We start from the raw sequence: 24,985 nt of genomic DNA, 5'->3' as shown, positions 1-24,985 counted from the left end.
GGACACCGGACCGAGGCCCCGGTCCGGCGACCCAGCGGGGCCGGACGCGGCACCGCTCCGGGCATGCTTCACCATATGGAAAACTGGTCTAGACAACTCTGAACTCCGAAGGGCAGCAACACATGGCTGAGCGCCGCGTCAACGTCGGCTGGGCCGAGGGCCTTCACGCCCGTCCCGCCTCCATCTTCGTCCGGGCCGCCACGGCCGCGGGCATCCCGGTGACCATCGCGAAGACCGGGGGCGCCCCGGTCAACGCCGCCTCCATGCTCGCCGTGCTCGGCCTGGGCGCGCAGGGCGGCGAGGAGATCGTCCTCACCTCCGACGCCGAGGGCGCCGACGTCGCCCTGGACCGGCTGGCGAAGCTGGTCGCCGAGGGGCTGGAGGAGCTGCCCGAGACCGTCTGAGCATCCGCCGTCGCGCACTGACGCAGCCGCGTCCGGGCGCGTGTCGCCGCAGTGGCGACCGGAGCCGCGTCAGCCCTGTCCGGGCGGCGCGGCTTCACCGTGTCCGCCCGCGTCCGCCTGTCCCCGCACGTGTCCCCGCACGTCCCCGGCCATCTCCCGTCCGAGCCGCATCGAATTCACGGCAGGCACACTCGGGCGGCACCCGACGAGAACACGCGGGCGGCACTCGACGAGAATTCGGGCGTACGGAAATACGGCAGCGGAAATACACCGCCACCGAATACCTCTTCTTTGTATACGGCGCCCTTGTTAATTTCGCAGACCCGACATGTTTACGGGACGTTGCGAAGTCCTCACGGATACCGGGCGGTCGCCGCGCGCGAAGCGCGGTCGGTGCGCGCCGGTCGCGCGCTCGGTGTGCAGGGCCATCACCGCCCGCGCGCGCTCCGCGTCGCCGCGCGCCACCGCGTCCACGATGACGCCGTGCTCCGCCCAGGACTCGACGTGGGCGGTGGGCGCCTCCACCGCGTACATCCAGGCGATCTTGTGCCGGAGCTGGGTGAGCGTCGAGGTCAGGGCCTGACTCCCGGACGCCTGGGCGAGCGTCTCGTGGAACCAGCCGTCCAGGGATCGCAGTTCCTCGCTGTTGCCCCGCCTGGCCCGCTCCTGGCCCAGCCGGACCAGGCCGCGCAACAGCTTGAGGTGGGCCTCGGTGCGCCGCTGGGCGGCCCGGGAGGCGCCCAGCGGCTCCAGGAGCAGGCGCATCTCCAGCAGGTCGGCGGCCTCCTGCTCGGTCGGTTCGGCCACGCACGCGCCCGCGTGCCGCCGCGTCACCACGAAGCCCTCCGCCTCCAGCGTGCGCAGGGCCTCGCGGACGGGGACGCGCGAGACGCCGTAACGGCGCGCGAGAAGTTCTTCGGTGAGCCGGCTGCCGCGTTCGTAGACACCGGCGACGATGTCGTCCCGGATCGCCGTGCACACCGAGTGCGCCGGAATACGCATACCCGACCTCCGCCTTAATCCCCGTGAAACGTCGACGATTGACGCGTGTTCCGCGACTCTATTGCAATGAGCCGGAATTTCCGATGGCGGGCCGGAATCCATGGATATTTTTTGGACAGCGGCACGTCCGAAACGACGAAACCCCGGGCGCGGCGGGCCGGGGTCACGGGAGGGGTCGCCGTCGATCGTCAGACGTTCACGCCGTGCCCGCGGAGGTAGCCGACGGGGTCGACGTCGGAGCCGTACTCCGCCGTCGTCCGGACCTCGAAGTGGAGGTGCGGCCCGGTCGCGTTGCCCGTCGCGCCGGACAGCCCGATCTGCTGTCCCGGGGTGACCTGGCCGCCCGCCGAGACGCCGACGGACGACAGATGGCCGTACTGGGTGTACATGCCATCGGCCATCCTGATCACGATCTCGTAGCCGTACGCGCCTGCCCAGCCGGCCGACACCACGGTGCCGGAGCCCACCGCGTCGACGGCGGTGCCGACGCCGGCGTGGAAGTCGATGCCGGTGTGGGTGCCGGAGGACCACAGGGAGCCGCCGGTCCGGTAGCCGGTGGAGACGTAGGACTGCGCGATCGGCGCGACGAAGGCGTTCAGGCGCGCACGCTCGGCTTCGCGGGCGGCCCGGGTCTCGGCCGCGCGTTCCGCGACCGCCTGCTGTGCCGCCGCCCTGCGCGCGGCCTCCCCGGCCGCCTTCTCCTCCGCTGCCCGCCGCTGCGCGGCCGCCTGGGCATCGACCTGCTCGGCGACCAGGTCACTGAGGCCGACGACGGGGGTGAGACCGGTCCGCTCCGCGGGGGCGCCGGCCGCGTGTGCCGGGCCGGCCGCGAGGGTGCCCATGACACCGGTGGTGGCGAGGGCGGCGACGCCCGCCGCCCGAGTGGTGGTGCGGTGCGTCCGGCCGGGGCGCCGGTGCTTCCCTGCGGCGTGGGTGAACGCCATGGAGTGGCTGATCCTTTCCTTCCCTCTCGCCTACCGGGCCTGCGGTGCTGCCCCAGGTCGTGCAGGCGCTGCGGGAGGGTTCGGAGCAGGTAGGTCTCCTACGGTTCCGTGCGGGCCCGGTTCATCCCAGGGACGCGGGTCCCCGGCTCCCGCGGCTCGCGCCGTACGGGGACTCGGCGATGGCTGTCCGGTGCCGCGGCGCGGCGCACTGCCTGACGAACAGCCCGGATGACGCTAAGGGGACAACTTTCAATCCCCAAACAGAACCGGGCGTTTGTAGCGCATGCCACAGGTCAGACTGGCAGGCTCCCCCGCAATTCGGGCATTCCCGGGAAGGGAGAGGGGCCGCGTCCGGGAGCCGGGACGGGGGCGTAGGACTTCGGGAACTGACGAACGGTCGGCTGTCAGGGCGCCACGCGCGCGTGGCGGGCCGCGGTTTGAGGGGGGAAGGTGGGTGCGGATGTGGCTGCTGTGGCGGCTGCGGGCGCTGTGAAGGGTTCAGGCGCTGCGACGGGTTCGGGTGCGTGGGTGTGGGCGAACGGCCCCGGCTGCGGGTGGTGGGCGTGGCGTGGGCGTGGCCCCACGCGCGCGTAGCGGGCCACCGCGCGCATACCGCAAGCGGGCGGCCTACGGGGGTGAAAACGTCCCCGGATGGGTCCCTGGGTCCCGGTGGACCCCCGGTCCGGCGGGTCCCAGGTCCCGGCGGGTCCCAGGTCCCGGCGGGTCCCAGGTCCCGGTGGGCCCGGGAGGCCCGGCGGGGACCCGACGCCCGGGCGGTGTCCCCCGCGCGCGGGACACCGCCACGCGCGCGGGGCCGTGGACTACTCCGCGGGAACCACGCGGACCTCGCCGATGCCGAGGGCCTCGACCGGTTCCTTGATCTGTGCCGCGTCGCCGACCAGGACCGTCACCAGACCGTCCACCGGGAAGGCGTTCACCACGGCGGCCGTGGCCTCGACGGTTCCGGTGGCGGCCAGCTGCTGGTAGAGCGTCGCCTGGTAGTCGTCGGACAGGTACTGCTCCACCTGGTCGGCGAGCGTGCTCGCCACCGCCGCGGCCGTCTCGTACTTCAGCGGCGCCACCCCCACGAGGTTCTGCACGGCGACATCGCGCTCCGCGTCCGTGAGCCCCTCCGCCGCCAGCGTGCGCAGCACCGTCCACAGATCCGCGAGCGCGGGACCGGTGTTCGGGGTGTCCACGGAACCGCTGATGGCGAGCAGCGAGGCGCCCGTGCCGTCCGGGGCGGACCGCAGGACCTGGCCGAACGCGCGCACGCCGTAGGTGTAGCCCTTCTCCTCGCGCAGGACGCGGTCCAGCCGGGAGGTGAGGGTGCCGCCGAGGCAGTACGTGCCGAGCACCTGGGCGGGCCAGACCCGGTCGTGCCGGTCGGAACCAACGCGGCCGATGAGCAGCTGCGTCTGGACGGCGCCGGGACGGTCCACGATGACGACCCGGCCGTGGTCGTCGGCGCTCACCGACGGCACCGGCCGCGGCTCGGACGTGGCGCCGGTCCAGGCACCCAGGGACTCATCGAGCAGCGCGTCCAGGTCGATGCCGGTCAGGTCGCCGACGACCACGGCGGTGGCCGTGGCGGGCCGCACGTGCCGCTCGTAGAAGGCGCGCACCGCCGCTGCGTCGATCTTGGCGACGGTCTCCTCGGTGCCCTGGCGCGGGCGGGACATGCGCGAGGCCGCCGGGAACAGTTCCTTGGAGAGTTCCTTGGCGGCACGGCGGGCCGGGTTGGCCAGCTCGTGCGGGATCTCGTCGAGGCGGTTGCGGACCAGCCGCTCGACCTCGCTGTCGGCGAACGCGGGTGCGCGCAGCGCGTCGGACAGCAGGCCGAGGCCCTTGGCCAGGCGGGAGGCCGGGACCTCCAGGCTCAGCCGGACACCGGGGTGGTCGGCGTGCGCGTCCAGCGTGGCGCCGGCCCGCTCCAGCTCGGCGGCGAACTCCTCGGCGGAATGCCGGTCGGTGCCCTCGGAGAAGGCCCGGGCCATGATCGTGGCGACGCCGTCGAGGCCGGCCGGTTCGGCGTCCAGGGGCGCGGACAGCAGCACCTCGACGGCGACGATCCGCTGGCCGGGGCGGTGGCAGCGCAGGACGGTCAGGCCGTTGTCCAGCGTCCCGCGCTCGGGGGCCGGGAAGGCCCACGGCTTCGCCTCGCCGGCGCGGGGCTGGGGGTGGAACTCCATCGTGGCGAGCTCGGTCACTTGGCCGCCTCCTCGTTGTCGGCGCCGGCTTCGACGGTGGCTTCGGACTCGGGGTCCTCGGGGACGTCCACGTCCTCGGTGTGCTCCGCGGACTCCGCGGACAGCGGCTCGTAGACGAGCACCGCGCGGTTGTCGGGGCGCAGCCGGGCCTGGGCGACCTCCTGGACCTCCTGGGCGGTCACTTCCAGGACGCGCTGCACGGCGGTGAGGGCGAGCTGCGGGTCACCGAACAGGACAGCGAACCGGCACAGTTCGTCGGCGCGGCCCGCGACCGTGCCGAGCCGGTCCAGCCATTCGCGCTCCAACTGCGCCTGGGCCCGCTCCATTTCCTCCGGAGTGGGGCCCTCGGCGGCGAACCGGGCCAGCTCCTCGTCGATGGCGGCCTCGATGACCGGCACCTCGACGTCACCGGAGGTCTTCACGTCCAGCCAGCCCAGGGAGGGCGCGCCGGCCAGCCGCAGCAGGCCGAATCCGGCCGCCACCGCCGTACGGTCCCGGCGGACGAGCCGGTTGTACAGGCGGGAGGACTCGCCGCCGCCGAGGACGGTGAGCGCCAGGTCGGCCGCGTCGGACGCGCGCGTGCCGTCCTCCGGCAGCCGGTAGGCCGCCATCAGGGCGCGGGCCGGGACCTCCTCCACGACGACCTCGCGCAGCTGCTCGCCCATGACCAGGGGCAGCGCGCCGTCGCGGGGCTCGGGCTTGCCGTCGTGGGACGCGATGGAGCCGAAGTACTTCTCGATCCAGGCGAGGGTCTGCTCCGGGTCGATGTCGCCGACTACGGAGAGTACGGCGTTGTTGGGCGCGTAGTAGGTGCGGAAGAACTGGCGCGCGTCCTCCAGCGTCGCCGCGTCCAGGTCCGCCATCGAGCCGATGGGCGTGTGGTGGTACGGGTGGCCCTCCGGGTAGGCGAGGGCGGTCAGCCGCTCGAACGCGGTGCCGTAGGGCACGTTGTCGTACCGCTGGCGGCGCTCGTTCTTGACGACGTCCCGCTGGTTCTCCATGGACTCGTCGTCGAGCGCGGCCAGCAGGGAGCCCATGCGGTCGGCCTCCAGCCAGAGGGCGAGTTCCAGCTGGTGGGCGGGCATGGTCTCGAAGTAGTTGGTGCGCTCGAAGCTGGTGGTGCCGTTCAGCGAGCCGCCGGCGCCCTGCACCAGCTCGAAGTGCCCGTTGCCCGTCACCTGCGCGGATCCCTGGAACATCAGGTGCTCGAAAAGGTGAGCCAGACCGGTGCGCCCCTTGACTTCGTGGCGGGAGCCGACGTCGTACCAGAGGCAGACCGCGGCGACCGGGGTCAGGTGGTCCTCGGAAAGCACCACGCGCAGGCCGTTGGCCAGGCGGTGCTCGGTCGCTGTCAGGCCCCCGGAGCCTGCCTCGGCTGTGGCCGTGTGACCCATGGGCATGTACGTCCCTTCGATCGCGGGTGCGGTTGCGAAACCGCGGATTTCCTGCCAGTCCTGCCACTGTATGCAAGCGTGCGGACCTCGGGCGAAGTTCCCGCGGGACGTACGCCCACAGCGGATCGCGTAGCCTGCGGGGGTCATACCACGAGGCGGCCCCGCGGCCGGCTCCGGCGCCGGGGCCGGCCGCCGGCACCGGGGCCTGGCCCGGGTTGTCAGTGTCGCGGTCCACAATGGTCCGCAGCAGATCACGTTCACGCTTCAGCACGAACGCCCCGCAGGGGAGCGACCGGAAACAGGAGGAGCCGGCAGCGATGGCCCGCCGCAGCACGAAGACCCCGCCACCCGACGAACCGTTCGAGGAGCGAATCCTCGACATCGACGTCGTGGACGAGATGCAGGGCTCCTACCTTGAGTACGCGTACTCGGTCATCTACTCCCGCGCCCTGCCGGATGCGCGCGACGGCCTCAAGCCGGTGCACCGCCGCATCGTCTACCAGATGAACGAGATGGGCCTGCGCCCCGACCGCGGCTACGTGAAGTGCGCGCGTGTCGTCGGCGACGTCATGGGCAAGCTCCACCCGCACGGAGACGCGTCCATCTACGACGCCCTGGTGCGCATGGCCCAGTCCTTCTCGATGCGTGTCCCGCTGGTGGACGGCCACGGCAACTTCGGCTCGCTGGGCAACGACGACCCGCCGGCCGCGATGCGGTACACCGAGTGCCGGATGGCCGAGGCCACCAGCCTGATGACCGAGTCGATCGACGAGGACACGGTCGACTTCGCGCCCAACTACGACGGCCAGGAGCAGGAGCCGGCGGCCCTGCCCGCCGCCTTCCCGAACCTGCTGGTGAACGGCGCGTCGGGCATCGCGGTGGGCATGGCCACCAACATGCCGCCGCACAACCTCGGCGAGGTGATCGCGGCCGCCCGCCACCTGATCCGGCACCCGAACGCCGACCTGGACGCCCTGATCAAGCACGTGCCGGGCCCCGACCTGCCCACCGGCGGCCGGATCGTCGGCCTCTCCGGGATCCGCGACGCGTACGAGACGGGCCGGGGCACGTTCCGGATCCGCGCCACGGTGTCCGTGGAGACGGTGACGGCCCGCCGCAAGGGTCTTGTCGTCACGGAACTGCCGTTCGCGGTGGGTCCGGAGAAGGTGATCTCCAAGATCAAGGACCTGGTCGGCTCGAAGAAGATCCAGGGCATCGCCGACGTCAAGGACCTCACGGACCGGGAGCACGGCCTGCGGCTGGTCATCGAGATCAAGAACGGCTTCGTGCCCGAGGCGGTCCTGGAGCAGCTCTACAAGCTGACGCCGATGGAGGAGTCCTTCGGCATCAACAACGTGGCCCTGGTCGACGGCCAGCCGCTCACCCTGGGCCTGAAGGAACTCCTGGAGGTCTACCTCGACCACCGTTTCGACGTGGTGCGGCGCCGCTCGGAGTTCCGCCGCAGCAAGCGGCGTGACCGGCTGCACCTGGTGGAGGGCCTGCTCACCGCCCTGGTGGACATCGACGAGGTCATCCGGCTGATCCGCTCCAGCGAGAACAGCGCGCAGGCGAAGGCGCGCCTGATGGAGCACTTCTCGCTGTCGGAGATCCAGACGCAGTACATCCTGGACACCCCCCTGCGCCGCCTGACCAAGTACGACCGGATCGAGCTGGAGGCGGAGAAGGAGCGGCTGAACGAGGAGATCGCGGAGCTGACCCGGATCCTGGAGTCGGACGCCGAGCTGCGCAAGCTGGTCTCCGCCGAACTCGCCGCGGTGGCCAAGAAGTTCGCCACCCCCCGCCGTACGCTGCTGCTGGAGGCGGGGGCCGCACCGGTCGCCCCCGTGCCGCTCCAGGTGGCCGACGATCCGTGCCGGGTGCTGCTGTCCTCGACCGGGCTGCTGGCCCGGACCGCGGACGCCGAGCCCTACCCGGCCGACGCCGGGGCCAAGCGGGTCAAGCACGACGTGATCATCTCGGCGGTTCCGGCGACGGCGCGCGGTGAGGTGGGCGTGGTGACGTCCGCCGGCCGTCTGCTGCGGGTCAACGTGGTCGACCTCCCGCAGTTGCCGGAGCCGACGACGGTGCCGAACCTGGCGGGCGGCGCGCCGCTGGCGGAGTTCGTCAGCCTGGAGGACGACGAGACGGTGGTGTGCCTGACGACGCTCGACGAGTCGTCGCCTGGTCTGGCCCTCGGCACCGAGCAGGGCGTGGTGAAGCGGGTGGTGCCCGACTACCCGTCCAACAAGGACGAGTTGGAGGTCATCGCGCTCAAGGAGGGCGACCGGATCGTCGGCGGGCTGGAGCTGCGCACCGGCGAGGAGGACCTGGTGTTCGTCACGGACGACGCGCAGTTGCTGCGCTACCAGGCGTCCCAGGTCCGCCCGCAGGGCCGGCCGGCGGGTGGCATGGCCGGTATCAAGCTCACCGAGGGCGCCAAGGTGATCTCCTTCACCGCGGTCGACCCGGCCGTGGAGGCGGTGGTCTTCACGGTGGCGGGCTCGCGGGGCACGCTGGACGACTCGGTGCACACGACGGCCAAGCTGACCCCGTTCGACCAGTATCCGCGCAAGGGCCGGGCCACCGGGGGTGTGCGCTGCCAGCGGTTCCTGAAGGGCGAGGACTGCCTGTCCCTGGCCTGGGTGGGCCCGATCCCGGCGCGGGCGGCGCAGAAGAACGGGGCGCCGGTCGAGCTGCCGGAACTGGACCCGCGCCGCGACGGCTCGGGCGTGTCGCTGGCGAAGACGGTGTCGGTGGTGGCGGGCCCGGCCTTCTAGACGGGCTCTCCGGACGGCTGGACGGGATCTCCGAACGCCTCACCGGGCTGGGCGGGGTCCCCGAACGCCTCGCCGGACCGGCCCGGGTCCCCGAACGGCGGATCCTCGGGGGCCGGTTCCCCGGCGGCGTACCGCTCGGGATCGTCCCCGCCCTCCGGAGCCGTCACGTAGCGCAGGACGCCCCACATGCCGTGCTCGTCGGTGTGCGGGGCGTCGCCGCTCTCACAGGCCCGGAGTTCCTCGCCGAGGGCGGCGGTGTCGAGGCCGGCGCCGATGAGGACGAGCTGGGTGAGCCGGTCCCCGCTCTCCGTCCAGGGCTCGGGGTAGAAGCGCAGGAACCGCCCGACGGCGTGCACGCCGTACCGGTTGCCGCAGTCGTACGCCCCGAAGTCGATGTGTCCCTTGATCCGGTACAGCCCCTCGGGCCGGCTGTCGAGGAAGCGCATCAGCCGGCGGGGGTCCAGCGGGACGTCGGAGACGAAGGACAGGCTCTCGTAGCCGCTGTGCAGATGGCCCGTGTGCTCGTGCGGGCCGTGCTCACCCTCGTCGTGCTCGTGCAGGTCGTCGAAGGACAGCTGACCGATGCGTTCCTCGGCCGGGCGGCAGTCGAAGAGGAATTCGGGGTCGACGCGGCCGTAGGAGGCGGGCACGACGGCGGCCCGGTCGGTGAGCGAGCCGACGAGGCCGAGCACCCGCTCGCCGTCCTCGGCTCGGTCGAGCTTGTTGACCACGACCAGATCGGCGAGGGCCAGGTGCCGGTCGATCTCCGGGTGCCGGGCGCGGGTGGCATCGAACTCTGCGGCGTCGACCACCTCGACGAGGCCCCCGTAGACGATCCCGGGGTGTTCGCTGGCGAGCACCATCCGGACGAGTTCCTGGGGTTCGGCGAGCCCGCTGGCCTCGATGACGATGACGTCGATACCGGTGTCCGGGGCGGCGAGCCGGGCCAGGTAGTCGTCGAGTTCACTGGTGTCGACGGCGCAGCACAGGCAGCCGTTGCCGAGGGAGACCGTCGAGTCGCCGAGGGCGCCGGCCACGGCCATCGCGTCGATCTCGATGGCGCCGAAGTCATTGACGATCGCCCCGATCCGGCTGCCCCCGCTGCGATGGAGGAGGTGGTTGAGGAGCGTGGTCTTCCCGGAGCCCAGGAATCCGGCGAGTACGACGACCGGGATCTGCTGCGGACTGCGGTGGTGCCCCACTGAGCGACCTCTCTCACGCGGACGCGTGCACCGGCTCACGGCCCGGCGCACGGTCGGGGATGGAATGCCGACCCAGGATACGAGCAGCGACAGGACCCCGCCGTCGTGGGCGTCGGCGGTCCCGTGGTGCCGGTGAGCGTGCGTCAGTGTCCGTGAATGCCCGTGCGTCAACGCCCGTGGGCGCCCGTGAGTATCTGCGGATGCCCGCGCGCGTCAGCGGATGCCCGCGCGCATCAGCGGACCGTGGGTGTCTGCGGATGCCCGTGCGCGTCCATGAGTGGCCGTGGACGGTGCCCGTAGGTGTCCGTGGGGTCCGCTCCCTCGTCACTCGGGCATCGGCACCGGAATCTGCGGCTCCGGCCCGACGTACCGCGCGACCGGCCGGATGATCTTCGAGTCGGCGGCCTGTTCCAGGATGTTGGCGCTCCAGCCGACCACGCGCGCCGCCGCGAAGGTGGGCGTGAACATCTCGCGGGGCAGTCCGCACAGCTCCATGACCACACCCGCGTAGAACTCGACGTTCGTGTGCAGTTCGCGGCCGGGTTTCAGCTCGGCGAGGATCGCCTCGACCCGGCGCTCGACCTCCACGGCGAAGCCGACACGCGGTCCACCGAAGCCCTGGGCGATCTCACGGAGCATCCGCGAACGAGGATCCTCCGTGCGGTAGATCGCGTGGCCGAAGCCCATGATGCGGTCACCGGCCAGGACCCGCTCGCGGATCCAGCCGTCGATCCGGTCCGGGGTGCCGATCGCGTCGAGGGTGTCCAGCGCACGGCTGGGCGCACCTCCGTGCAGCGGCCCGGAGAGCGCCCCCAGAGCCCCCACGAGGCACGCCACCACATCGGCGCCGGTGGACGCGATGACCCGCGCGGCGAAGGTTGATGCATTGAATCCATGATCAATGGTTGAGATCACGTACTGCTCGACCGCCCGGGCCTGCCGCGCGTCCGGTTCCTCGCCGGTCACCATGTACAGGTAGTTGGCGGCGTACGACAGGTCCTCGCGCGGCTCCACCGGCTGCTGCCCACGCCCGAGCCGGTACAGGGCGGTGAGCAGGATCGGTACGGCCGCGCAGGCGGCGACGGCGTCGGCACGGCGCCGGTCGGGGTCGATGTCGTACAGGGGCCGGAACCCCCGGGCCGCGCCCAGCAGGGACAGCGCGGTGCGCGCCCCGGCCAGCGGGCCCGAGGTGCGGCTCGCCGCGGCCACGGCCGGCAGCGCGGCACGGACCTCGGCGGGGAGCCCGCGCAGCGCCTTGGTCTCGGCGAGGAAGGCGGCACGGCGCTCCGGGTCCGGGAGTCCGCCGTACGCGAGGAGGTGCCAGACGTCCTCGAAGCCGCGGGTCCGCGCGAGTTCGACGGCCGGGTACTGGCGGTAGTGGTAGAAGCCCTCGATGCCCCGGACGTCACCGATCTCGGTGTCGGCGACGACCACACCCGCAAGTCCGCGCGGCACATCGACAAGGGTGGCTGGGGCCCTGTTGATGGACATGATTCTCCTCCCTGGAGTTGATTAGACTGTCCATGCTTGACAGATTTCCTGTCAATATTGATCCAATCAATATTTGATCCATACGCCAGTGAGGCGACTACGGTGACCCCCATGCGCGATCAAGAACCCGCCTCCGGCGGCCCCGAGCGGAGGCTGAGCACCAAGGAGACCGCCGAACTGCTCGACGTGAAGCCGGAGACCGTGTACGCGTACGTGAGCCGCGGTCAGCTCACCAGCAGGCGCGAGCCGGGCGGCCGGGGCAGCACCTTCGACGAGGCGGAGGTGACCGCCCTCGCCCGGCGCAACAGGCGCGAGAGCCAGGCCGGGCCGGCCTACGGCGGCGAGCTGTCCGTCCGGACCCGCATCACGCTGATCGACGAGGACCGCTACTACTTCCGCGGCGTGGACGCCGTCGCACTGGCCGCGCGCCACTCCTACGAGGAGGTCGCCGAGTGGTTGTGGACCGAGCGGCTGAGCCCCGGGGTCACCTTCACCGCGCCGGAGGCCACCGTCGCCGTCGCCCGCCGGGCCGTGACCGCCCTTCCGGAGCACGCCGCGCCCACCGATCAGCTGCGGGTCGCGGCCATCGCCGCGGCGACCGAGGACCCGCTGCGCTTCGACCTGTCCGAGGAGGCCGTGCTCGCGACCGCGCGGGTACTCATCCCGACCCTGGTCGCCGCGCTGCCGCTGCGCCCGTACGGCCGGGACGAGGGCCCGCTCGCGCGACGCCTGTGGGGCCGGCTGACCAGCCGTGACCCCGACGAGGCGTCACTTCGCGCCCTGGACACGGCGCTCGCCCTGCTCGTCGACCACGATCTGGCCGCCTCGACGCTCGCGGTACGGGTCGCCGCCTCGGCCCGGGCCCATGTCTACGCGGCCGTGTCGGCCGGACTCGGCGTGATCGAGGGCCCGTTGCACGGCGCGGCCAGCGGACTGGCCCACCGGCTGCTGCTCGACGTGCTCGACGAGGGCAACGCCGGCCCGGTGGTCGCGGCCGAACTCCGGGCCGGCCGCCGCATCCCCGGGCTCGGCCACCGGCTCTACCCGGGCGAGGACCCACGCGCGCGTGCCCTGTTCACGCTCCTGGAGCACATCCCGCGCGCGGAGCCCGCGCTCCTCGCGGCCCACGACATCGTCGCCACGGCCGCCCGGCACACCGCGCTGCACGCCAACGTCGACCTGGCCCTCGCCGTACTCACCGCCTCCTGCGGCATGCCCGCGACGGCGGGCGAGACGGTCTTCGCCGTGGCCAGGACGGCGGGCTGGATCGCGCACGCCCTGGAGGAGTACGGCGAACGCCCGATGCGGATGCGTCCCAGCGGCCACTACGTGGGCCCGAGGCCCCCGCAGCCCCTGCCGGAGTAGCACGGGGAGGGCGGGGCCGGAAGTACCCCCGGGCAAAGTCAGGTTAGGCTCACCTCTGTGAGTAGGTGCGCAACCGTCTCCCGGAGCCTCGACGAGCCCGTTTCCGGTACGGCGGCCACGGCGACGACCTGGCTGCTGCTGGAACAGCCCGGCCCCTGGGGTGTCAAAGCGCTCACGTCGAGCCACCTGGACCGCGCGCTCGGCCGCGCCCTGGAGGCCGCCGCCGACGGCACCGGCGTACGGATCGCGCTCATCCGGCGGCCCGGCCGCCACGCCGACCCCGGCACGCCCGCCGAGCGCCAGGTGTACGCCGCCCACACCGTGCCCGGCGGGGTGTGGCTGCGCGGCGCCACGACCCGCGACCCGCGAGGGCTGCTCGACCTCGACTACGCCGCCCTCGGCGCGGGCGACCACCGCACGTTCGACACGGCGCTCGGCGGCCGCGCGCACGAGGCAGGTCCGCTCGCGCTCGTCTGCACCAACGGCAAGCGCGACCGCTGCTGCGCCCTGCTCGGCCGTCCCCTCGCGGCCGAACTCACCGCGTCCGGCGTACCGGGCGTGTGGGAGGTCACCCATCTGGGTGGACATCGCTTCTCGCCGACGGTGCTCGTCCTGCCGTACGGCTACTCCTACGGCAGGGCCGAGGCCCATACCGTCAAGGAGGTTCTGCACGGCGTCCAGGAGGGCCGGATCGTCGTCCAGGGGTGCCGCGGGAACTCGGCCTGGAACAGGCCCGGTCAGGCGGCCGAACTGGCCGTGCGCACGGCGGCGGGCGAGTACGCGGCGGACACGCTGGGCGTCGTACGCACCGACGGCGCGGCGCCACGCTGGGAGGTGACCGTCGCCCACACCGACGGCCGCCGGTGGCGCGTCATCGTGGCCCAGGGCGCCTCCTTGCCGCCGCGCCAGGAGAGTTGCGGCGCCGCGGCGCTGGGCGCACCCGCCCGGATGGACGTGGTGGCCGTGCGCGAACTGCCCGCGACGGTTCCGGCCGGCTGATCCGGATCCCCGGCGTCCCGCCTACCACACACCCCCGAGATACGGTCAAGAGATCCACACCACACCCCCTACGGCTCGGTCCGCCCACCCCCGTACTGTCGTGGACATGAGTCCCACTCCCCCCGCGCGCCGGCTGCGTCTCGGGCTGCCACGGCGGGTGTTCTCGCAGGTCCTCGTGGCGCAGTTGGCGATCGCCGCGGGAGTCGCGGTGCTCGCCACCGGGCTGTTCCTGGCCCCGCTGAGCAAGCAACTCGACCAGGAGGCGATGCGCCGCGCGCTGGCCATCGCCGAGACCACCGCGCAGGATCCGCAGATCGCCGAGGGCGTCCAGCACACCCGGCCGTCCGTCGACGGACCGGTGCAGGCGGAGGCCGAGCGGATCCGGCACGCCACGAACGCCGAGTACATCGTGGTGATGGACCTGCACGGCGTGCGCTGGTCGCACACCACGCCCGCGGAGATCGGCAGCGTCGTCTCCACCGACCCGAGCGCGGCGCTGGCCGGACGGCAGGTCATGGAGATCGACAAGGGCACCCTGGGCCGCTCCGCGCGCGGCAAGGTACCGCTGTACGACACCCACCACAGGATCGTCGGCGCGGTCTCGGTGGGCATCGCGTACGACAGCGTGCGGGCCCGGCTGCTCAGCGCCATCCCGGGGCTGCTCGCCTACGCGGGCGGCGCGCTGGCGGTCGGCGCGCTGGCCGCCTGGCTGATCTCCCGCCGGGTCCAGCGGCAGACCCGGGACCTGGCCTTCTCCGACATCTCGGCCCTGCTCGCGGAGCGGGAGGCGATGCTGCACGGCATCCGGGAGGGCGTCGTCGCCCTGGACCGCACCGGCCGCGTCCGCCTGCTCAACGACGAGGCGCGGCGCCTGCTCGGCATCGGCGACGAGGCCGTCGGACGGACCCCCGACGAGGCGCTCGGCGAGGGCCGGACGACCGACGTCCTGGCCGGCCGGGTGACCGGCACCGACCTGCTGACCGTCCGCGGCCAGCGGGTCCTCGTGGCCAACCGGATGCCCACCGGTGACGGCGGCGCGGTGGCCACCCTGCGCGACCGAACCGAACTGGAGCAGCTCGGCCGCGAGCTCGACTCCACGCGGGGCCTGATCGACGCGCTGCGCGCCCAGGACCACGAGCACGCCAACCGCATGCACACGCTGCTCGGCCTGCTCGAACTGGAGATGTACGACGACGCCGTGGAGTTCGTCGGAGAGGTGGTCGGCGACCACCGGGTCACCGCTGAGCAGGTGACCGAGAAGATCCAGGACCCGCTGCTCGCCGCTCTGCTGGTCGGCAAGGCGACGGTGGCGGCCGAACGCGGCGTCGCCCTGTGGATCTCGGACCGCACCCGGCTCCCGGACCGGCTGATCGAGCCCAGGGGCCTGGTCACGGTCGTGGGCAATCTGGTGGACAACGCGCTCGACGCCGTGGCCGGCACCCCGCACGCGCGCGTGGAGGTCGAACTGCGCGCCGAGGGACGCACGGCCGTGCTCAAGGTGCGCGACACCGGACCCGGTGTCCCGGTGGAGAAGCGTGAACTGGTCTTCACCGAGGGATGGTCCACGAAGAAGCCGCCCGCGCACGGCAAGCGCGGGCTCGGGCTGTCCCTGGTGCGCCGGTTCGCCGAACGGCAGGGCGGCAGCGCGTCGGTGGGCCAGGCGGGCGGCAGAGGCGCGGAGTTCACGGTGGTGCTGCCGGAGGCCCTGGCGGACCCGGCGCTGGAACCAGGACGTGAGCAGGGGCTGGAACCGGCGCTGACGGCGCCCGCGGAGACCGCCGCCGAGGAGGATGCCCGATGATCGAGGTCCTGATCGTGGACGACGACGCCCGGGTCGCCCGCGTCAACGCCGCCTACGTCGAGAAGGTGCCGGGCTTCCACGTGGCCGGTCAGGCGCACGACGCCGCCGGGGCCCTGCGCCGGATCGAGGCGCTGCCCGGGCTCGATCTGGTCCTCCTGGACCACTACCTGCCCGACGAGACGGGCCTCGCCGTCATCCGGGAGATGCGCAGGCGCGGCCTGCAGACCGACGTCATCATGGTGACGGCGGCCCGGGACGTGTCGACCGTGCAGGCGGCGATGCGCCACGGTGCCCTGCAGTACCTGGTGAAACCGTTCACCTTCGCCGGACTGCGCACCAAACTGGAGGCGTACGCCCAGTTGCGCCGCACGCTGGACAGCGGCGGTGAGGCCGAACAGGCCGAGGTGGACCGCATCTTCGGGGCGTTGTCCGCGCCTGCCGCCCCGGAGCTGCCCAAGGGGCACTCCCCCACCACCGCCGAACTGGTCCGCCGGTGCCTGATGAACGCCGGCGGGCCGCTGTCCGCCCAGGAGATCGCCGAGCGGACCGGCGTGAGCCGGCAGACCGCCCAGCGCTATCTGAAGCTCCTGGAGCGCACGGGACAGGCCCGGCTGACCCTGAAATACGGCGACGCGGGCCGCCCCGAACACCGTTACGTGTGGGCGGCCCGCGGCTGACGGCGCGGCGGCACGGGAGCCGGGTGTCAGCCCGCCGACTGCGCGGCCTTCTCGACGAACTCCGTCGTGTACGTCTTGCTCAGGTCCACCTGGGCGTTCTTGATGTTGGGGTTGAACGCCTTGAGGACCTTCTCGACGGTCTCCGGACCGTTCTGCGGCATCACGCCGTCGTCGGTGAACATCGGCAGCGTGCTCTTGATCGCCTCCGCGTAGAGGGCCTTGTCGCCCTGGGAGTAGTCGGCCGGCATCTTGGCGGCGATCTCGTCCGCGCTGTGCGTGGACATCCACTTGAGCGTCTTGACGAATGCATTGACCAACTTCTGGACGGTGTCCTTGTGACCGTTCACCCAGTCCGTCTGCATGTACAGACTTGACGACGGATACGGGCCGCCGAGCGCCTCCTGCGAGCCTTCGGGAGTGCGCATGTCGAGGAGGATCTTCCCGGCCTTCTTTTCCAGGATCGTCGCCACGGTCGGGTCGGTCGTCATGCCACCGTCGATGGCGCCCTGCTGGAGCGCGGAGATGAACGTCGGACCGGCGCCCACGGCGACGGGCGTGAACTCGTTGACGGCCACCCCGTTCTTGACGGCGAGGTACTTGGTGAGGAAGTCGGTCGAGGATCCGAGTCCGGTGACGCCGAGCTTCTTGCCCTTGAAGTCCTTGGGCGACGCGATGTCGCCGGCCGCCTTCGCGGAGACGACCTCCACCTCGCCGGGCGCGTGCGAGAACTGCACCACGGATTCGACGGACTTGCCCTTCACCTGGAGGTCGAGCGTGTGGTCGTAGAAACCGACCGTTCCCTGGACCTGGCCGGCGACCAGCGCGGTCTCGGCCTGGACTCCGGCAGGCTCGGTCAGGAGCTGTACGTTCAGTCCCTCGGCGTCGAAGTAGCCGAGCCGCTGGGTGAGCATCGCGGGCATGTAGATGACCTTGTCCAGGCCACCGACCATGATCTTGACCTGCTCCCCCTTGCCGCCTCCACCGCTGCCGCTGCCCGCGGCGGTACTGGCCGCGTCGTTGGCGCAGGCGGTGAGCGAGGAGAGGGCGAGCAGGCCGGCGACGGACAGCGCCGCGAGTCTGGCGGTCTTGCGCATGACGGTTCACGTCCTTGTGAGGATGCGGTGCGGGAAAGGGGAGGGCGGCCTTCGCGGCCGTCACTGCTCGGAGTCGGTCGGCTTCCAGCGGAAGATGCGCCGCTCGGCGAAGGTCAGCAGCCCCTCGGCGACGAGTGCGACGACGGCGAGGATGACCATCGCGGCATACACGCCGGCCGAGTTGAAGGTGCCCTGGGACTGCGCGACGAGCAGGCCGACGCCCTTGGTGGCGCCGATGTACTCGCCGACGATCGCACCGATCAGGGCGAAGCCGAAGCTGACGTGCAGGCTGGTGAAGATCCACGAGGTGGCCGAGGGGATGACGACCTGAAGGGTCACCCTCCGGTCGCTTGCGCCCAGGACGCGGGCATTCGCGACCAGATTGCGGTCGACCTCGCGGGCGCCCTGGAAGGCGTTGAAGAAGACCGGGAAGAAGACGAGCACCACGGCGGACGCGACCTTGGAGGCGGGGCCGAGCCCGAACCAGATCACGAAGATCGGGGCGAGGACGATCCGGGGGATCGAGTTGAGCACCTTGATGTATGGACCAAGGACATCGGCGAGGAAGGTGATCCGCCCGAGCGCAATACCGAGGACGACACCGGCGACCACACCGATGACCCAGCCCAGCAGTGCCTCGTAGAGCGTGTACCAGATCTGCTCGCCCAGTGAGCCGAGCGCGGTCCCGTGCGTGATCCAGGTGTAGATCTGGTCCCAGATCTTCGACGGCATCGAGAAGTTGAACGGATCGATGACCTTGGCCCGGGAGAGCCCCTCCCACAGACCGAGCACGGCGATCAGGAGCACTGCCCGGCCGGCCATGACGACGGCCTTGCGTCTGCGGGCCGCCCTGGCCCGGCTCCGCGTACGGTCCGTGGGCTTGTCCGTGCCGGCGACGGGGGTGGCGAGGACGTCATGCGACATGGGCCGCACTCCTCTCACGGGTGATACGGACCTCTTCGCCGAGGGACTCCCAGATCTCGCGGTAGATCTCGATGAACCGCGGCTCCAGGCGGACCGACTCGACCTTGCGCGGCCGGGGCAGGTCGATGTCGAAGACCTGCTTCACGGTCGCGGGCCCGGCGGTCATCACGACCACCTTGTCGGCCAGCGCGATGGACTCCTCCAGGTCGTGGGTGACGAAGACGACCGAGGCGCCCGTGCCCTCCCACAGTTCGAGGAGTTCGTCCGACATCAGCGCCCGGGTCTGCACGTCGAGCGCCGAGAAGGGCTCGTCCATGAGAAGGATCTCCGGATCGTTGACGAAGGTCGCGGCCAGGGCGACGCGCTTGCGCTGACCGCCGGAGAGCTGGTGCGGGTAACGGTCCTCGAAGGCGGCGAGTCCGACCCGGGCCAGCCATTCGCGGGCCTTCTGCTTGGCCTCCGTCTTCGGTACGCCGCGGAAGCGCGGGCCCGCCATGACGTTGGACAGGACCGTCCGCCACGGGAAGGTCGCGTCCTGCTGGAAGACGAAGCCGACCTTGTCGCCGACCCCGGCGACCGGCTCCCCGGCCACCAGCACTTCGCCCTCGGAGGGCTCCTCCAGGCCGCTGACGAGGGTCAGCGTGGTGGATTTGCCGCAGCCCGTCGGTCCGACGACGGCGACGAACTCACCGCGTCCGACGGTGAGGTCCAGGCCCCGGACAGCCGTGTGCAGACCCCCCGACGGGGTCTTGAAGATCTTGCTCGCGCCCCGTAGCTCGATGGCGGGGCCGGTGTCTGCGCTCATGCTCCGGGACCGTAGGTGTGGCCCCCGCCACAGCAGCAGTCTTCTGAGCGCAATCCGTTCTTTTGCTCGCAACAGGCTTTTGTGCTCGTTTTGCTCGCGCTACAACTGCGGAGCCGAAACACGGGCTTAACGCTCGCCTGGCCTTGAGGAAATGAGGCCCCATGATTGACGTCCTGGTGGTGGACGACGACTTCCGTGTCGCCGAGATCAACGCCAAGTACGTGGGAAAGGTTCCCGGCTTCCGGGTGGCCGCCCGCGCGCACAGTGCTGCCCAGGCCCTGGCCTCCGTGGAACGCGGAGCCATCGACCTCGTCCTGCTCGACCACTACCTGCCCGACCGGACCGGGCTCGAACTGGTCCACCGGATGCGGGAAGAGGGCCATGGCACCGACGTCATCATGATCACCGCGGCCAGTGACGTGACGACCGTGCAGAAGGCGATGCGTCTGGGCGCCCTGCACTATCTGGTCAAGCCGTTCACGTTCAGCGCGCTGCGGACCCGGCTGGACTCGTACGCCGCCCTGCGCCGCACGGTCGATCGCGTCGGCGGGCGGGGTCTGACGGGGCAGGAGCAGGTCGACCGGATCTTCGGCGCACTGCGCACCGCGCCCTCGCCGAGTTCGCCCGGTCTGCCGAGCGGCCATTCGGAGCCCACCACCGACCTCATCTGCGGGGTGCTGCACCGCGCCGACCATCCGCTGTCCGCGTACGAGGTCGCCGCCGAGACGGGCCTGAGCCGTTCCACGGCCCAGCGCTATCTGCGCCATCTGGAGCAGGCGGGCCGGCTGCGCCTCTCCTTGAAGTACGGCGACACGGGACGGCCCGAGCACCGGTACGCCTGGGTGGCGCCCTGACGCCACCCGGCCGTGCCCGTGCCGTAACGGTTTCCCGTGGGGACGCGCGGTCCGCCCCTATGCGGCTCCCGCACCGGTCAGCGACCGCACCTCGGTCTCCGCGTACTTGGCCTCGTCCGGGACCTCCGCCGAGGTGACGGTGCCGAGCCAGCCCGCGAGGAAGCCCAGCGGGATGGAGACGATGCCGGGGTTCTCCAGCGGGAAGTACTGGAAGTCGACGCCCGGGAACAGCGACCCCGGGCTGCCCGACACCACCGGGGACAGCACGACCAGCACCAGCGCCGGAACCAGCCCGCCGTACACGGCCCAGACCGCGCCGCGCGTCGTGAAGCCGCGCCAGAACAGCGAGTACAGCAGCACCGGGAGGTTGGCGGACGCCGCCACGGCGAAGGTGAGGCCCACCAGGAAGGCCACATTGAGGTCGCGGGCCAGCAGGCCGAGCCCGATGGCGACCACCCCGATGCCGATCGCCGCCACCCGCGCGACAGCGACCTCACTGCGCGCCTCGCCCCGTTCTCGCCCCCGTCCCCGCCGTAGCGAGGCGTACAGGTCGTGGGCCACGGACGCGGAGGAAGCCAGCGTGATCCCGGCGACCACCGCGAGGATCGTGGCGAAGGCAACGGCCGCGACGATCGCGAACAGCACCGTCCCACCGGTGGAGTCCGCCCCGCCGCCCAGGTCGAGGGCGAGCAGCGGAACCGCCGTGTTCCCCGCAGCGTTCGAGTCGCGCACGGCCTGCGGCCCGACGATCGCGGCGGCCCCGAACCCGAGGACGAACGTCATCAGATAGAAACCACCGATCAGCCCGATCGACCACACGACCGAGCGGCGGGCCGCCCGCGCGGTCGGCACCGTGTAGAAGCGGGACAGGATGTGCGGCAGCCCGGCCGTGCCCAGCACCAGTGCGAGGCCCAGGCTGATGAAGTCGAACCGGGCGGTCCAGTCACCGCCGTACTTGAGCCCCGGCGCAAGGAACGCTTCCCCCCGGCCACTGCGCTTCGCGGCCGTGAACAGCAACCGGTCGAGATCACCGTGAAAGCGCAGCAGCACGAGCACGGTCAGCGCGATGGTCCCGCCGAGCAGCAGGACCGCTTTCACGATCTGGATCCAGGTGGTGGCCCGCATCCCTCCCAGCGACACATAGACCACCATGAGCGCGCCGACGCTGATCACCGTCCACATCTGCGCCGCCGCGCCCGTCCGCCCGAGCAGCAACGCCACCAGACTGCCCGCCCCCACCATCTGCGCCACCAGATAGAGAACGGAGACGGTGACCGAGGCGGTTCCCGCGGCGATCCGCACCGGCCGCTCGCTCATCCGCGCCGCCACCACGTCGGCCAGTGTGAACCGCCCGCAGTTGCGGACCAGTTCGGCCACGAGGAACAGCACCAGCAGCCACGCGACGAGAAAGCCCACCGCGTACAGGAGCCCGTCGTAGCCGAACAGCGCGATGAGCCCGGAGATGCCCAGGAACGAGGCCGCCGACATGTAGTCACCGGCGATGGCAAAACCATTCTCCATCGGGGAGAAGAGCCTCCCGCCCGCGTAGAACTCCTCCGCGGAACCCTGCCGCCTGCGGCTCACCCACGTCGTGATCCCCAGGGTGACGGCCACGAACCCGCCGAACAGCAGGAGCCCCAGGGACTGATGCTGCCCCGTCACGACCGACCGCCCCGCACTCCCCGCGCCATCTCCTGTGTGTTCCAGCGCAGTTCGAGCGCGGGCCGATCCCTGCGCAGCCGCGCGTGCCGCGCATAGGCCCAGGCCAGCACGAAGGTGGTCAGAAACTGACTCAGCCCGGCCAGCATCGCCACGTTCAACGCGCCGACCACGGGCCGGGCCATGAAACCGGGGGCCGTCGTCGCGGTGACCACATAGCCCACGTACCACGCGAAGAAGGCAATGGCACCGGGCACCACGAACCTCCGGTACCTGCTGCGCACTTCCTGGAAAGCCGCGCTGCGCTGCACGTCGAGATAGACGTCACGGGGGCGAACGGCCGCTTCTTCACCCCTCTCGCGCGCGCCGGGCACCGAGGAGGCGAGCGCACCCGTACTGTCCGGCTCTCCCCAGCCGGAGGCCATCGCGTCGTACCAGGGATCGTCGTACCTCACCTCGCGCGACGCCGTGTGCGCCGCTTCCCGGTTCTCGGCCGAACTTCCTGGACCACCCCTGTCCCCGCCGGGACGACCGTTGCTTGACTGCATGCCCAAGGATGGACAGAGCGGAAAGATCCCTGACTCTTCTTCCCTCCCCTCTTCACCCCATCAGGTGACTCAGTCCGCTGAGGGCCGCACCAGCCCCTTCCCGAACGCGTAGCGCACCGCCTGAGCACGGTCCTTGACGCCTGTCTTGGCGAAGAGATTGTTGATGTGGGTCTTCACCGTCGCGGTGGAGACCTGCAGTCTGCGAGCGATCTCCTGGTTGCTCAGCCCCTCCGCGATCAGCACCAGCACCTCGGTCTCCCGCGAGGTCAGCCCGTCCGGCGCCGCCACCCGCGCCGGCTGCGGCTCCGGCTCGGACAACCGCTCCAGCAGCCGCCGTTGGACACTGGGCGACAGACCCGCGTCCCCGGACAACACGCTCTCCACCGCGCGTACGATCTCGTCGCCGTCCGCGTCCTTGGTGAGGTAGCCCCGCGCTCCCGCCCGAAGCGCGGGGAACAGCGACTCGTCGTCCGCGAAGGTGGTGAGCACCACGACCTGGGTACCGGGATGCTTTGCCCGGATGCGCCGGGTGGCCTCCACCCCGTCGCAACGGGGCATCCGCAGATCCATCAGCACCACGTCCGGGGCCAGTTCCGCGACCGCCCTGACGGCTTCCTCCCCGTCGCCCACCGCGCCGACGACCTCGATACCCGGCAGCAGCCCGAGCAGCATCACAATGCCCTCGCGGACGACGGTCTGGTCGTCGGCCACGACCACCCGGGCCGGCTTCCGCCCCACCTGCCCGGTCATACGGGCACCTTCAACGTCACCGCGAACCCCTCCTCGTCCGGCCCGGCCTCCAACGAGCCGCCCAGCAGTTCGGCACGCTCCCGCATCCCCAGCAGACCGTACCCGCCGCCGGCCTTCGTGAGATCACCCGGCTTGCCACCCGAGTCCCTGACGTCCAGCCTCACCTCGTGCTCGGCGTACTCCAGCAGGACACGGACCCTGGCTCCGTGCGCGTGCTTGCGAACGTTCGTCAACGCCTCCTGCGCGACACGGCGCACGGCCTGCGCCGCCTCGACGGGGAGCGGTCTGCGTTCTCCCGTGACGGTGACCTCGGCACCGTCACCGGCGCCGGCCAGATCGCTCAGGAAGTCCTCCAGCGGGGTCATCTCACCGCGCAGCGCGGAGAGCGCCTGCCGCGTCTCGGCGAGGCCGTCCCGGGCCATGCCGCGCGCCGCCACCACCCGGTCGAGGATCTGCTCGCGGTCCGCGTCCCGTTCGATCAGCAGCCTGGCCGCCTCCAGGTGCACGAGCTGGGCCGAGAGGCTGTGCGCGAGGACGTCGTGGATCTCCCGGGCGATCCTGGCCCGCTCCGCCAGTGCCGCGGTTTCCGCCTCGGCCGCTCGGGCGGCCCGCTCCTGTGCGAGCAGGCGCTGCGCGCTGCCCCGCGCCTCGGCGTCCAGGCGCATGACGTACCCGGCGAGGGCCATGCCCACCACGACGGCCGCCGTGGTCAGCCAGACGTCGGTGTTGATCACGGAGAAGGAGGTGAGGGCGACCGCGGTGACCGGCAGTGCCGCTCCGAGAGGGAGCCGCTCCAGTGCCGCGATGGCGCAGCCGCACCACACGACCAGCGCCGGCCCCCGGAACCCCGTCGCCCCGGCGAGACCGGCCATGCCCAGAAGGAGAACGATCAGCACGACGGAGGGCCACAGCCGGTGACGGTAGGTCGTGTGGTAGAAGCCCCAGGACAAGGCCGCGGTCACGAGGATCCCGCCCACGGTCGCGACCTTGCCCCAGACGTTGACGTGGTTGGCGTCGAAGGCGCCCCAGACCAGCACGCCGAGCACCAGCATCCGCACGGACCAGGCGAGCAGGCGCCTCGGCCTGGTGACCCCCTCGCGGCCCAGCGCCTCGCGGGAGGGCCAGCGCGTCCAGGTGTTCTCCGTCACACGCCCTCCTTCCACGCCGACCGGCGCTTGGCGTCACCGTACGCCGCGCTGCGGCCGCCTGCCGCGGTGAGGGACTGCGCCCGCCAGATCAGAACGCCCGAGCGGACCACGAGAGTACCCGCGAGCGCGAGGAGCAGGGCAGAGCTGTCCTGATGGACACCCAACGCCGCACCGAGGGCGAAGAGGCCGACGCGCAGTGCGATACCGGCGACCCAGACGGCCGCGCTCGCCTTCGTGCTCTTGGACCAGACGGCACCGTCCGGCTCCGTCCACACCCGTGTGGTCCAGGCCCAGCCGGCGCCCATCGCCAGCCCTATGACCAGCTCGGCCGCGAGCAGCGCGACGGATTCGGCGCGGTGGTGTGCGTCGATCATGCCGGGCTCGCGCAGCGCGACGAACGCCAGGACCAGGGGCAGGATCCACCAGCGCCGGTCGGTGCTGATCCGGCGGGCACGGAACTGCCGCGCGATCACCAGCGCGACGACAGCCACGATCACCAGCGCGTTGACGAGCCCGGACATCAAAGCCTCCGTGAGCGGAAGGGGGATGTCGGCAGCGGGTGCTGCCGACTCCTACGACGCTACGGAAACACGCAGGTCAGCGAATCGGAGCCCGGGTGGATCAGGGGTGGATCCGCAGGTCGTCCGTTCTCCACCCGTGGGTGGAGAACCCGGCCACGCAACCCTGCCGCCGGGCCCTGGAGCGCCGGGCGCCGGGCGCCGGGGGGCGGCATCTCACCGCTGGTGTGTCAGACCCGCCAGACCGGACCGCTGAGAGCACCGCTCCCGGCGCCGGCGAACCCTGGTCGTGGGGACGCACACACCCGACGCGTGTACGGATGCCGGCGCCGGGTCCCGTGCCCGTATCCGCCGTCCCCGTCCCGTACACAGCACAGCGGACCGGCTGCGCCCCTGGGGCCGCAGCCAGTCCGCTGCCA

Annotated in this window: 21 protein-coding genes; 7 read left to right on the top strand and 14 right to left on the bottom strand. The window is 71.7% G+C overall.

From position 1 onward, the window contains the following. The first annotated feature begins 122 nt into the window (after window positions 1-122). A complete protein-coding gene (locus ACFY2B_RS37980; RefSeq protein ID WP_390767616.1) occupies window positions 123-404 on the top strand; it encodes an HPr family phosphocarrier protein in 282 nt (93 codons plus the stop codon). Window positions 405-713: 309 nt separating this feature from the next. On the opposite strand, the gene ACFY2B_RS37975 is transcribed toward ACFY2B_RS37980, so the two are convergent. The 4 genes from ACFY2B_RS37975 to ACFY2B_RS37960 form a co-directional block, all read right to left on the bottom strand. Then, window positions 714-1,406 (bottom strand): GntR family transcriptional regulator, encoded by a 693-nt coding sequence (locus tag ACFY2B_RS37975; RefSeq protein ID WP_390767615.1) that lies wholly within the window; start codon window positions 1,404-1,406, stop codon window positions 714-716. Between the two features lie 188 nt (window positions 1,407-1,594). Beyond that, entirely contained in the window at window positions 1,595-2,350 is a 756-nt protein-coding gene (locus ACFY2B_RS37970; protein ID WP_390767614.1) for a M23 family metallopeptidase, read from the bottom strand. A gap of 821 nt (window positions 2,351-3,171) precedes the next feature. Then, window positions 3,172-4,560, bottom strand: coding sequence for a M16 family metallopeptidase (locus tag ACFY2B_RS37965; RefSeq protein ID WP_390767613.1), 1,389 nt, complete (start codon window positions 4,558-4,560; stop codon window positions 3,172-3,174). Continuing rightward, a complete protein-coding gene (locus ACFY2B_RS37960; protein ID WP_390767612.1) occupies window positions 4,557-5,960 on the bottom strand; it encodes a M16 family metallopeptidase in 1,404 nt (467 codons plus the stop codon). Before ACFY2B_RS37960 ends, ACFY2B_RS37965 begins: the two co-directional genes overlap by 4 nt. 311 nt (window positions 5,961-6,271) lie before the next feature. Between ACFY2B_RS37960 and ACFY2B_RS37955 the strand changes: the two genes are divergently transcribed. Next, the gene (locus tag ACFY2B_RS37955; RefSeq protein WP_390767611.1) at window positions 6,272-8,731 is read left to right on the top strand and encodes a DNA topoisomerase (ATP-hydrolyzing) subunit A; all 2,460 of its coding nucleotides are present in this window, start codon (window positions 6,272-6,274) and stop codon (window positions 8,729-8,731) included. On the opposite strand, the gene ACFY2B_RS37950 is transcribed toward ACFY2B_RS37955, so the two are convergent. Together ACFY2B_RS37950 and ACFY2B_RS37945 are read right to left on the bottom strand one after the other, a co-directional pair. After that, a complete protein-coding gene (locus ACFY2B_RS37950) occupies window positions 8,728-9,933 on the bottom strand; it encodes a CobW family GTP-binding protein (protein WP_390767610.1) in 1,206 nt (401 codons plus the stop codon). The two genes, ACFY2B_RS37955 and ACFY2B_RS37950, sit on opposite strands and share 4 nt — an antisense overlap. Before the next feature lie 324 nt (window positions 9,934-10,257). Next, complete coding sequence (locus ACFY2B_RS37945; protein ID WP_390767609.1) at window positions 10,258-11,424, bottom strand: citrate synthase; 1,167 nt, start codon at window positions 11,422-11,424, stop codon at window positions 10,258-10,260. A gap of 111 nt (window positions 11,425-11,535) precedes the next feature. Between ACFY2B_RS37945 and ACFY2B_RS37940 the strand changes: the two genes are divergently transcribed. From ACFY2B_RS37940 to ACFY2B_RS37925, 4 genes are all read left to right on the top strand, one after another. Next, on the top strand, window positions 11,536-12,789 hold the full coding sequence (locus ACFY2B_RS37940) for a citrate/2-methylcitrate synthase (protein WP_390767608.1): 1,254 nt from the start codon (window positions 11,536-11,538) through the stop codon (window positions 12,787-12,789). A 57-nt stretch (window positions 12,790-12,846) separates the two neighbouring features. Continuing rightward, window positions 12,847-13,788, top strand: a complete 942-nt coding sequence (locus ACFY2B_RS37935; RefSeq protein ID WP_390767607.1) for a sucrase ferredoxin — start codon at window positions 12,847-12,849, stop codon at window positions 13,786-13,788. Window positions 13,789-13,894: 106 nt separating this feature from the next. After that, window positions 13,895-15,589, top strand: a complete 1,695-nt coding sequence (locus ACFY2B_RS37930; RefSeq protein ID WP_390767606.1) for an ATP-binding protein — start codon at window positions 13,895-13,897, stop codon at window positions 15,587-15,589. Beyond that, a complete protein-coding gene (locus ACFY2B_RS37925; RefSeq protein WP_390767605.1) occupies window positions 15,586-16,266 on the top strand; it encodes a response regulator in 681 nt (226 codons plus the stop codon). The genes ACFY2B_RS37930 and ACFY2B_RS37925 overlap by 4 nt, the downstream gene beginning before the upstream one ends. Window positions 16,267-16,292: 26 nt before the next feature. Here ACFY2B_RS37925 and ACFY2B_RS37920 read toward each other — a convergent pair whose 3' ends face one another. The 3 genes from ACFY2B_RS37920 to ACFY2B_RS37910 are packed head-to-tail and all read right to left on the bottom strand — an operon-like array spanning window position 16,293 to window position 19,089. Next, window positions 16,293-17,360, bottom strand: a complete 1,068-nt coding sequence (locus ACFY2B_RS37920; RefSeq protein ID WP_390767604.1) for an ABC transporter substrate-binding protein — start codon at window positions 17,358-17,360, stop codon at window positions 16,293-16,295. Between the two features lie 60 nt (window positions 17,361-17,420). Beyond that, a complete protein-coding gene (locus tag ACFY2B_RS37915; protein ID WP_390767603.1) occupies window positions 17,421-18,284 on the bottom strand; it encodes an ABC transporter permease in 864 nt (287 codons plus the stop codon). Beyond that, window positions 18,274-19,089: an ABC transporter ATP-binding protein gene (locus ACFY2B_RS37910; protein ID WP_390767602.1), complete on the bottom strand. Its 816-nt coding sequence runs from the start codon at window positions 19,087-19,089 to the stop codon at window positions 18,274-18,276. Before ACFY2B_RS37910 ends, ACFY2B_RS37915 begins: the two co-directional genes overlap by 11 nt. A gap of 161 nt (window positions 19,090-19,250) precedes the next feature. Here ACFY2B_RS37910 and ACFY2B_RS37905 point away from each other — a divergent pair, with 161 nt between their 5' ends. Continuing rightward, complete coding sequence (locus ACFY2B_RS37905; RefSeq protein ID WP_390767601.1) at window positions 19,251-19,943, top strand: response regulator; 693 nt, start codon at window positions 19,251-19,253, stop codon at window positions 19,941-19,943. Between the two features lie 57 nt (window positions 19,944-20,000). Here ACFY2B_RS37905 and ACFY2B_RS37900 read toward each other — a convergent pair whose 3' ends face one another. From ACFY2B_RS37900 to ACFY2B_RS37880, 5 genes are all read right to left on the bottom strand, one after another. Further along, window positions 20,001-21,605, bottom strand: a complete 1,605-nt coding sequence (locus tag ACFY2B_RS37900) for a cation acetate symporter (RefSeq protein ID WP_390767600.1) — start codon at window positions 21,603-21,605, stop codon at window positions 20,001-20,003. After that, complete coding sequence (locus tag ACFY2B_RS37895) at window positions 21,602-22,150, bottom strand: DUF485 domain-containing protein (RefSeq protein WP_390767599.1); 549 nt, start codon at window positions 22,148-22,150, stop codon at window positions 21,602-21,604. Before ACFY2B_RS37895 ends, ACFY2B_RS37900 begins: the two co-directional genes overlap by 4 nt. 69 nt (window positions 22,151-22,219) lie before the next feature. Then, entirely contained in the window at window positions 22,220-22,900 is a 681-nt protein-coding gene (locus tag ACFY2B_RS37890; RefSeq protein ID WP_390767598.1) for a response regulator, read from the bottom strand. After that, a complete protein-coding gene (locus ACFY2B_RS37885) occupies window positions 22,897-24,048 on the bottom strand; it encodes a sensor histidine kinase (RefSeq protein WP_390767597.1) in 1,152 nt (383 codons plus the stop codon). Before ACFY2B_RS37885 ends, ACFY2B_RS37890 begins: the two co-directional genes overlap by 4 nt. Continuing rightward, the gene (locus tag ACFY2B_RS37880) at window positions 24,045-24,569 is read right to left on the bottom strand and encodes a DUF1453 domain-containing protein (protein WP_390767596.1); all 525 of its coding nucleotides are present in this window, start codon (window positions 24,567-24,569) and stop codon (window positions 24,045-24,047) included. Before ACFY2B_RS37880 ends, ACFY2B_RS37885 begins: the two co-directional genes overlap by 4 nt. Window positions 24,570-24,985: the final 416 nt, after the last annotated feature.

Source organism: Streptomyces sp. NPDC001270, assembly GCF_042896695.1.
Taxonomy (GTDB): Bacteria; Actinomycetota; Actinomycetes; order Streptomycetales; family Streptomycetaceae; genus Streptomyces.
Note: the sequence above shows the minus strand (reverse complement) of the source record. Positions and strands in the feature narration are given on the sequence as shown.